We start from the raw sequence: 9,141 nt of genomic DNA on the forward strand, positions 1-9,141 counted from the left end.
ATAAAGTCCCGCCTGCATCAACCAGGCTTGGTTCACCCAGGGTTCGCCATGACGGCTGAAACTGTATTCATCGCTTGTGGGTATGCGGTGCTCGGTGACAATGATTTCGCCCGTCTTCAGGTGCCACCAGAAATCGCTCGGATGAACCTGAAGTGTATTGATAATGGCAAAGACCCCTAAGGGCACGAGTGCTCCCCATACGGTATCAAGTGTCGGCCATTGACGTGGAAATGGTGTTGTCGTGTTGCCTGACATGGGCGGCATTGTAGTCAAGGTAGCGCAGAGTTTCCAGTCTGCCGAAATAGTGCAAACTTTCCAGTCGGCGAAAAAGAGCGCAAGCTGGAAAGCTTGCGCCACGCTAGAATCCCCTTCTGGCAGCAATGAAATTACTGCGATTGTCCGATTGTAACCAGCTTGTCCGCAGGTAAAATCCTTTTGCGTTAGCTGGGAGGTGTCTCGTGGACATGAGTGCAGGTGTTCGAAAAGCGGATCAGGGTCAGGGGCTCGCCGAATACTCGTTGATTCTCCTGCTCGTGAGTCTGTTTCTCATCGCCGCCCTTCGCGCCTTTGGTCTCTCGCTGCAATCTGTTTTTGAGGAATTCACCGAGCGTTTGCCATGAAGGAGCCTCCAGGCATGGCCTCTTCCGGTTTTAGCAAGCTGTTAACCGGCGAGGGACTTTTCACCCCGGAAACACGGATCGCGACGTCGTTTCACTCGTGCAACCGGGCTGGGCGTCAGAGGATTCCTCCTGGCATCGGCGCTTTCGCATCGGAGATTTGGGGTAAGGCTGCTAGCCTCAGCGGGACAAGGACATGAATGACCGCGCCCGCTCACACTCGGCTATGATGGGCTGAGGCGGGCTTTGGCTCATCTAACGGCACACCTTTTGCAACTATGACTGGCGATTTCGATCTTCCACCGGGAGTGGGAGGTCGAAAGCGCCGACGGCGACACTTGTGGGAGAATGGGGCTCGTGCAGAGAAGCGAAGTCATGAGGGCGAACGTCCGTGTGGTATCAAGCGCGAAATCATCGAGCTCTATCTAGGTGTTGACAAGAGGAGGCGCAGGCGACTGTGATAGAAGGAATTCAGGAAGCAATCGGGCGAAAATACGACGGCGGACATCACCCAATTACTCCCACCAACCGATTGAATCTTTGTTGCAGTAGCGTACCATAGGGTACGAAAGTCAATAAAAAGGAGGGTAGAACTATGCAAGCGATTCTTCGATTCCTGAAGAACGAGAAAGGTCAAGGCTTGGCAGAGTATGCCTTGATCCTCGTGCTCGTGAGCATTGTGGCTATTGTGACGCTGAGGGCTCTTGGGACGAGCATATCCTCAGTCCTTGGGTCCGTCGTCAACGAGATGAACCCGTAGACGGGCAGAAGAGTAGGTCGGTCTATCCGTCCGGCGCCAACGGATGCTCGGTTCGAGTTTTTGACTAACCATGTCAGGACCAAATTTGTGGGAGCCTCTTCCTCCTTTACCGCACCTGGGTCGTCTGCGATAGCCTCCCGGCGAGGGTGGCTATCGCAGAGCCTGGGATAGAGCGGTCGGAGGAAGCTCGCCACAATTTCTTGACGCCGGCGCGGGTTTGTCAGTCTGTACACAAGCTGCCTCGATAAGCGGGGCAGCGCGGGGAGGAGAAGAGGCGGTCGTGAGTCCTCATGCCTCGGATCCACCTCCCTGTTAAAGTGCGGAGCTTCGCCCCAACCGGATGGTCGCGATGCTTTCAACACCGGCAGCGCTCGCGCTGATTGTAATGGCTGCGGCGGGGGCCATCTGGGATGGGAAAGAGCGACGTATTCCAAATCGGCTCGTCGCGCTGATGATCGCTGCCGGCTTCAGCCTGAACGCTCTCGCCTATGGTTGGGAGGGAGTGTTCAGGAGTGGAGTGGGAATGTTCCTGGGAGCTGGGTTGCTCGTGATCTTTTACATTTTCGGGGGCGTCGAAGCGGGTGATGTGAAATTTTTGGCGGCTGTCGGAGCATTCGTGGGCAGCCTGAACGTTGTGGTTATTTTCATCCTCGCTTCGATCGTGGCGGCCGTGATGGCACTGATTGCGTTTGCGCGATCGCGGCGTCGGACGGGCTCGGTGACGATCCCTTACGGCATTGCCATCGCCGGCGCGACGATTTTGGTCGCCGGACTCAAAGTGGTTCGCTGAAGAGAAAATTCATGAGGCGTCATCTGAGAGAGAAATCGTTGGATGTCAGACCGGAAGGATATACGGTCTCGTTGGTCGCGGGTGCGCCCGGCGCGCTCATCCGAGGGAGGCATCCTCGGAGGGCGTCAGGGCAGACGCTCATTGAGATGGCGCTTCTCACGCCTTTTCTGGCATTGATTCTCGCGGCCATTCTTCATTTTGGCGCCGCCTTGAACGCGCATCACGTGATCACCAATGCTGCCCGTGAAGGTGCGCGCGCGGGGACTCAGGCCGATGGTGATGCCGCCCGGATGCGTCAGGTGATCACTACGGTCTGCCGCAACGCTAATCTGGATTTGTCCCGGTTGACGATTGATGTGGATCCCGGTACTCCGGGCAATCCCACGCGCGCGACCGTCACCTATCGTTACACGTCGCCATTGAATAGCTTTTTCCGAACGACCGGCCTGATCTTGCGGGCCGAGGCCGTGATGCGGAAGTGAGTGGTCTTCGATGCAAAAGAATGGATTGAAAAACAACGACCGTGACATAAGCAGCGCCGGGAGAAACTCTCTTGCGTGGCGACAACGGCGCGCGCCTCAGGGCCAGAGCATTCTCGAAATGGCGCTGATTGTCCCGATGGCGACGCTCCTGATCGTGGGGACAATTGAGTTCGGTCGTTTCTACATGATCCGTCAGGTCATCACCAATGCCGCTCGTGAGGGAGCGCGAATCCTCGTGCTGTCGAGCACGACGTCAGCCTCACAGGTAACCGATGTGGTGCGGCGTTACATTCAGAATGCGGGATTGAATCCGGACCTCGCGGCCATTGATATGACGGGATTGCGCTCCAGCACCGGAACGCCCTGCACCGTGAGGGTGAGCTATCCCTTCGAGTCGGTCGTTCTTCGAATGATTCGCATGACTTCGTCCTCGGTTAGGGTGCGGGCCATAAGCACAATGATGCATGAATGACGGCGTGCTCTTTGATCGAACGGGCCGGAGGGTGACGCGACCTCCGGTTGAGGGACTGGGGGGAGGGTCGGACCTATGAACAAAAAAGCCATCGTCGTTTTGGGACTTGCCTTGATCTTCGGGGTCTTCACGGCCATATCGGTCAATCGGATGCTGCGGCGCGGCACCAATGCTTTCGGAACACAGCCCGTGAAGAAAGTCGTCGTGGCCGCCGATAACATTGGCCTGGGGCTGCAGATCAAGCCCGAACAGGTGAGTGTGACCGAATGGCCGGAATCGCTCGTTCCGAAGACGAGTTTCGGCGACGTCGAAAAAGTTGTCGGACGCGTCACGGTGGGAGAGATCTATCGAGGCGAGCCGATTCTCCAGGAACGGCTGGCGCCGGAAGGCTCGGCGGCGGGCTTGTCGGCCCTCATTCCCGCCGGGATGCGGGCGATGACGGTGAAAGTCGATGAGGTCATCGGCGTAGCGGGATTCATCCACCCCGGAACTTATGTGGATGTCGTGGCGACGGTCGTGGAGGGTAGCGGACAGCAGTCGCTCTCCCGCGTGATCCTTCAGAATGTGAAAGTCCTGGCCAGCGGTACCCGCATGGAGGCGCAGAAAGAAGGTCAGCCGATCGAGGTGAAGACGGTGACGCTTCAGGTGACACCGGAGCAAGCCGAAGTGCTCGCTTTGGCCAGCAATGCCGGACGGCTTCAACTGGTGATGCGGAATATCACCGATAAGGAGACGGTAGCGACACGAGGAGCCGATACGGGCGTCTTATTCCAGGGCAAGCCCTTCCGGGCGCCGACGGCCGCCGCTCCGGCGGCTGCTGTTGAGAAGCCGAAAGCTGTCGCGAAGACGGAGGCCGCTCCACCGACGCCGCCCCCACCTCCGCCGAAGACCATCGAGATCATTCGTGGGGGTGAGAAATCCGCAATCAATTACCACTAGCCGATAGTCGGTCTGTCCACTCGATCGAGGCGGGTGGGTGCGCCGATCATCGGCTGGTGACAAACCTTATTCGAACGAGTGGCGACGACTATGGACAAGAAAGAAAGGAACACTTCGCGCAATTCCACTTCCCATCACCTCTCCACCCCATCGGAATCTTTAGTGAAGACGTCGGTGGCGAGGGTGTTCCATGCCGTTGTATCCGAGTTCTGTGAACGCGTTCGCCTGAGGCGATGGGGATTGATGGGGATTGTCCTGACCGTCATCGGCGTGTTGCCGTCACGAGCGGTCGCCGACCAGATCGGCTATCGCATCCGCTTTGCCGATGTGCGCAGCCAGCCGGCACAGGTCATGGTCTATCAGAGCCGGTCCGTGCTGCTGCACTTCGACGAGGCCCTGCAGCGGATCTCGATCTCCGAACCGAAGATTGCCGATGTGCTGGTTGTGCCGCCCTCTCAGGTCCTCATTAACGCCAAAGGGATCGGGACGTGCACTCTCGTCGTGTGGGGCGAAGGAGATGCCGAACGACCGGGCTTCCTGAGCATTACGGTTTCAGCCGATGTCGCGCCATTGATTCAGCAGGTGAAGACGCTCTTTCCCGGCGAACGGATTTCGATTGAGTCGCTGGAGAATCGGGTGATTCTCTCGGGCTCGGTCTCCTCCGCTCGCGTGGCCGAAGCGGTGGCACAAATTTTCGACGGAACGGGGTTGAAGGTAGTGAATCTCTTGAGGCCGGCGCCGACGTCAACCAAACAGGTCTTGCTCGAAGTTCGGGTCGCCGAAGTGAACAAACGGGCGTTGCAGGAGCTGGGGGCGAACTATTCCCTGCGACAAGGAAACATCCCCTTTTTCATCGGCCACAATACGTTTGCCACACCCTTCGGCACTCTCCTGGAGGGAGCGGCGAATATGTCGCTCTCGGATCTGGTGAATATCTCGCTCTTCCGGCGGACGAATTCAGGAGGGGCGTTTGAAGGTGCTCTCATCCGCGCACTCCAATCGCGCAACGCCATTCGCACGCTGGCCGAACCCAACATCATCGCCCTCAACGGCCAGAAGGCGAGTTTTTTGGCCGGCGGCGAATTCCCTTATCCGGTTCCCCAGCCCTCGCAGGGAGGCGTCATCATCACCATCGCCTGGCGCGAGTTCGGCGTGCGACTGAATTTCACGCCGACCATCACCGAGGACGATCATATCCGGTTAGAACTGGAGCCGGAGGTGAGCGCCCTTGATTTCAGTACCGGCATCACGCTGGCCGGAACACGGATTCCGGGACTCATCAACCGCAAGGCCAAAACGACACTCGAACTCGACGATGGGCAGAGCTTCGCACTGGCCGGATTGCTGTCAAACGACGTGACCCGACTCAGTGCTCCCATTCCCGGACTGTCGTTCTTGCCGATCATCGGCTACATGTTCCGCAGTCAACGCTACATCAATAACGAGACGGAGTTGGTATTTATCTGCACGGCGCGAATTGTGAAACCGGTGACGCCTGATAAGCTCCCGCCGCTGCCCGGTCAGGGAGCGTTCGCTCCGTCGGGGCTCGAAGGAAACTTCGGTCACGTTGTTCCGGCGGTGAGGAAGGAAGAGAAGAAGAAATGAGACAGCTCACGCGGTAAAGGACGGGATGAACCACAGGAAGGAAGAGGTCACAGCACAGACAACACGGAGGCCGAAGCCACGACCGACCGTCATCACAACGGCGGCCGATCTCCGGCATCGGACGGGGGCTGCTCTGAGTCGGCGGTCACATCTCTTGCGCACCGCCAAGGAGGGGTCCGGGCAGCGGTTGACTCATCTTAAACGCATGGTAGAATAAGGCCACCCACGTTTTCAGAAAGGAGGGGGGAAAGACGATGGAGATGGCAGGGGCACCGGACAGAAAAGACAGCCGATGGCCACAGTCCATCGCCGATCGTCGTTCCCTGATGTGACGCTATGGCGGGACCCTTATCAGTCATCCTGGTTGGTCGTGATGCCCGGCTCCGGGGCGACACGCGCGGGCATCTGACGGCCACTGGCAAAGTTCAGGTGGTGGCCGAAACCTCCGACTATTCGCGCAGTCTGGAACTGATCGAACAACTCAATCCCCACGCCGTCGTCGTGCTGCTCGACGGCGAAGAGGAACCGGGATTCGAATTCATCCGCCGCGTGGGAGCCGAGCATCGAGATATTGCGGTCGTCTGTAGCGGTCTCAATTGCAGCAACGATGTCATCATCCGAGCCTTCCGTTGCGGAGCGCGGGAATTTCTCGTTCAGCCGCTCACGCCCAACGAGGTGAAAGAGGTCATCGAGCGACTGGAAGAGTTGACGACAACGCTGGAGGGCGAGCGAAAATCCCTGGGGACGGTCATCGCCGTCTACAGCAGCAAGGGCGGAGCTGGAACGACGACCGTTGCCGTCAATCTGGCAGCGGAGCTGGCCCGACAGACAGCCCGACAAACGGTCATCGTAGACCTCAATCTGCAGCACGGAAACATCCCGATTTTCTTCGGCATTCAACCGACCTATTCCATTACGGATGTGGCGCGAAACGAAGCCCGGCTCGATATTCAGTTGCTGCGAACGTTCCTCACCAAGATCAGCGACAATCTTTACTGCCTGGCCGCGCCGCTCAAGCCCGAAGAGGCCGACGATGTGTTCCCCAACCATCTGGAGGCGGCGCTGGGATTGTTGCGCACTCAGTTCTCTTACATCGTGGTGGATACTCAAAGCGTGCTCGATCCCAACACGGTGACGGCTCTGGACGTCTCTGACATCATCTGTGTCGTAACCCAGTTGGATCTGGCGTCCGTCTATAACGCTAAGCGGACGCTGGAGACATTCGAACGCATGGGCTACGGCGGCGAGAAAGTTAAGGTCATCATCAATCGCTACAACAAGGCGAGCGATTTGCCGCTGGAGAAGGTCGCCGAGGTCCTGGGCCATCGCGTTGATCTGACGCTGGCCGACGATATACGGTCGGCCCGCGAATCGTTGAATCTTGGCAAACCGGTTGTCCTTTCCCAACCCAAATCGCCGCTGGTGAGGCAATTCAGCGATCTCGCGGAGGTCATTCTCGGTCGCAAAGAGCAAGACGAAGCGAAACAAGCGAAGGGACTCTTGTCACTGCTCGGTAAAGGGAGAGGCAAGTCATGAGCCTGCTGAGGAATCGAATCGGTGGAACGAGCAACGGATCGGCTGAGGAGCTGGACGGGCTTTCCTCGCCCGATGGAAAGCCCGTCGAAGCTCTTCGACCGGGGAGCAAGGAACCGCTGACATTCGCCCGGTTGGCCGGAGCGCGGCGGGATACCTATCAGGAACTGAAGTCGAAGATTCACCGTGATCTCATCAGCAAGCTCGACCTGGCGCGGTTGGATAAGATCGAACCGGCGCTTCTGCAGGCGCAGATCTCACGTATTGTGGAAGAAATGCTGGAGGCCGAGGCGACTCCGCTCAGCATGGCCGAGCGGGAGCGGATCGTGGCCGAGGTGCGCGATGAGCTGTTTGGATTGGGTCCGTTGGAGCCGCTGCTGAACGATCCGACCATCTCGGACATTCTGGTGAACACCTACAAGCAGGTTTACATCGAGCGGTTCGGCAAGCTGCAACTGACCGATGTGATGTTCAAAGATGACGATCACTTGATGCAGATCATTGATCGGATCGTGTCGCGGGTGGGGCGGCGGATTGATGAATCCTCGCCGATGGTGGATGCGCGGTTGCCCGATGGGTCGCGCGTCAATGCCATCATCCCGCCGCTGGCCATTGACGGGCCGATCCTCTCCATTCGCCGATTTGGGACAATACGCCCGACGGTGGATCAACTGATCAAGCTCGGCACGATCACGCCGGAAATTGCCCACATGCTCGAAGGCTGCGTCAAATGCCGGTTGAATATCATCATTTCGGGGGGTACGGGAGCGGGGAAGACGACGCTTTTGAACGTCCTATCGTCGTTCATTCCCTCGGACGAGCGGATCATCACCATTGAGGATTCGGCGGAGCTGCAACTGCAACAGGAGCACGTGGTGCGGTTGGAGACGCGGCCCCCCAACATCGAGGGCCGGGGGGAAGTGACGCAACGGGATTTGGTGCGCAACAGCCTGCGGATGAGGCCGGATCGGATCATCCTGGGGGAGGTGCGAGGGGCCGAGGCGATAGATATGCTTCAGGCGATGAACACCGGTCATGATGGGAGCCTGGCGACGATTCACGCCAACTCGCCCCGCGATGCCCTGGCCCGGTTGGAGACCATGTGCACGATGGCCGGGTTGAATCTGTCGGATCGAGCGATTCGTCAACAGATCGCCTCGGCGATCAACCTGATCATCCAGGCGGCCCGACTGAGCGACGGCACCCGCAAGGTCATTTCGATCAGCGAGATCACGGGCATGGAAGGGGACATCATCTCCATGCAGGACATCTTCGTCTTCGAGCGCTTGGGAGTGGAAGACGGCAAGGTCATCGGGCGCTTCACGGCCACGGGAATTCGTCCGAAGTTCGCCGACAAGCTCGAACGCTCCGGATTCAAGCTGCCGAGTTCGCTCTTTGAAGTTGCTTCGTCGGCCGCGCCCACGAGCAAAACCGAGCGAGAGAGCCGGCGCCTGGGTGATCGGATGCGCGGCGACACGACGAAGATGCTGGAAGAGTACGCCGACGTCTTCAAGCATTACTACGAGAGGAAACCGGGGAAGGGGACATGATCGGACTGCTGGTCATCTTGACGACATTTCTCTTCGCCTTCGGGCTCTACCTGCTGCTGGTGCGGAGCCAGGAGGAATATCACCGGGCGCTCGACCAGCGACTTGAATCCTTGCTGCGGTCGCGGGCCGCTCAGGAAAGCACCGAGGACGCCATCCAGATTCTTCGAGAAGAGATCGAGAGCGAGCTGTCTCCGTTCAACCGTTTTGTTTTGAAGTTTCGTCTGGGCAATGATCTCTTCCGGTTGATCGAGCAGGCGGATGTCACGATCCGGCCGCACCAGTTCGTATTGATGTCTGCGGGCCTGGCGGCGGCAACGGGAGCATTGTTCTGGTGGATTCGCGGGTCGCTGCTTGTTGCCGTCGTCATGGGCATACTGGCGGGGCTCGTGCCCT

General features: G+C 58.5%; 12 protein-coding genes. 11 read left to right on the forward strand and 1 reads right to left on the reverse strand.

The features are described from left to right. A partial coding sequence (locus VNM72_14090; protein HXF06527.1) for a hypothetical protein occupies positions 1 to 186 on the reverse strand: 186 nt, incomplete at its 3' end. 278 nt (positions 187 to 464) lie between these two features. Here VNM72_14090 and VNM72_14095 point away from each other — a divergent pair. From VNM72_14095 to VNM72_14145, 11 genes are all read left to right on the forward strand, one after another. Next, on the forward strand, positions 465 to 620 hold the full coding sequence (locus VNM72_14095) for a Flp family type IVb pilin (protein ID HXF06528.1): 156 nt from the start codon (positions 465 to 467) through the stop codon (positions 618 to 620). Between the two features lie 592 nt (positions 621 to 1,212). Beyond that, positions 1,213 to 1,377 (forward strand): Flp family type IVb pilin, encoded by a 165-nt coding sequence (locus VNM72_14100; GenBank protein ID HXF06529.1) that lies wholly within the window; start codon positions 1,213 to 1,215, stop codon positions 1,375 to 1,377. A gap of 349 nt (positions 1,378 to 1,726) precedes the next feature. Beyond that, a complete protein-coding gene (locus VNM72_14105) occupies positions 1,727 to 2,167 on the forward strand; it encodes an A24 family peptidase (GenBank protein ID HXF06530.1) in 441 nt (146 codons plus the stop codon). 11 nt (positions 2,168 to 2,178) lie between these two features. Then, on the forward strand, positions 2,179 to 2,649 hold the full coding sequence (locus VNM72_14110) for a TadE/TadG family type IV pilus assembly protein (GenBank protein ID HXF06531.1): 471 nt from the start codon (positions 2,179 to 2,181) through the stop codon (positions 2,647 to 2,649). 10 nt (positions 2,650 to 2,659) lie between these two features. After that, a complete protein-coding gene (locus VNM72_14115) occupies positions 2,660 to 3,121 on the forward strand; it encodes a TadE/TadG family type IV pilus assembly protein (GenBank protein HXF06532.1) in 462 nt (153 codons plus the stop codon). Between the two features lie 75 nt (positions 3,122 to 3,196). After that, on the forward strand, positions 3,197 to 4,060 hold the full coding sequence (cpaB, locus tag VNM72_14120) for a Flp pilus assembly protein CpaB (protein HXF06533.1): 864 nt from the start codon (positions 3,197 to 3,199) through the stop codon (positions 4,058 to 4,060). A 174-nt stretch (positions 4,061 to 4,234) separates the two neighbouring features. Continuing rightward, complete coding sequence (locus VNM72_14125; protein HXF06534.1) at positions 4,235 to 5,665, forward strand: type II and III secretion system protein family protein; 1,431 nt, start codon at positions 4,235 to 4,237, stop codon at positions 5,663 to 5,665. Positions 5,666 to 5,690: 25 nt separating this feature from the next. Next, complete coding sequence (locus VNM72_14130; GenBank protein ID HXF06535.1) at positions 5,691 to 5,882, forward strand: hypothetical protein; 192 nt, start codon at positions 5,691 to 5,693, stop codon at positions 5,880 to 5,882. Positions 5,883 to 6,001: 119 nt separating this feature from the next. After that, positions 6,002 to 7,201: an AAA family ATPase gene (locus VNM72_14135; protein ID HXF06536.1), complete on the forward strand. Its 1,200-nt coding sequence runs from the start codon at positions 6,002 to 6,004 to the stop codon at positions 7,199 to 7,201. Next, positions 7,198 to 8,748: a CpaF family protein gene (locus VNM72_14140; protein ID HXF06537.1), complete on the forward strand. Its 1,551-nt coding sequence runs from the start codon at positions 7,198 to 7,200 to the stop codon at positions 8,746 to 8,748. Before VNM72_14135 ends, VNM72_14140 begins: the two co-directional genes overlap by 4 nt. Beyond that, on the forward strand, positions 8,745 to 9,141 hold a 397-nt coding region (locus tag VNM72_14145; GenBank protein HXF06538.1), incomplete at its 3' end, for a hypothetical protein. The genes VNM72_14140 and VNM72_14145, both read left to right, overlap by 4 nt.

The sequence above is a fragment of the Blastocatellia bacterium genome, assembly GCA_035573895.1.
Taxonomy (GTDB): domain Bacteria; phylum Acidobacteriota; class Blastocatellia; order HR10; family HR10; genus DATLZR01.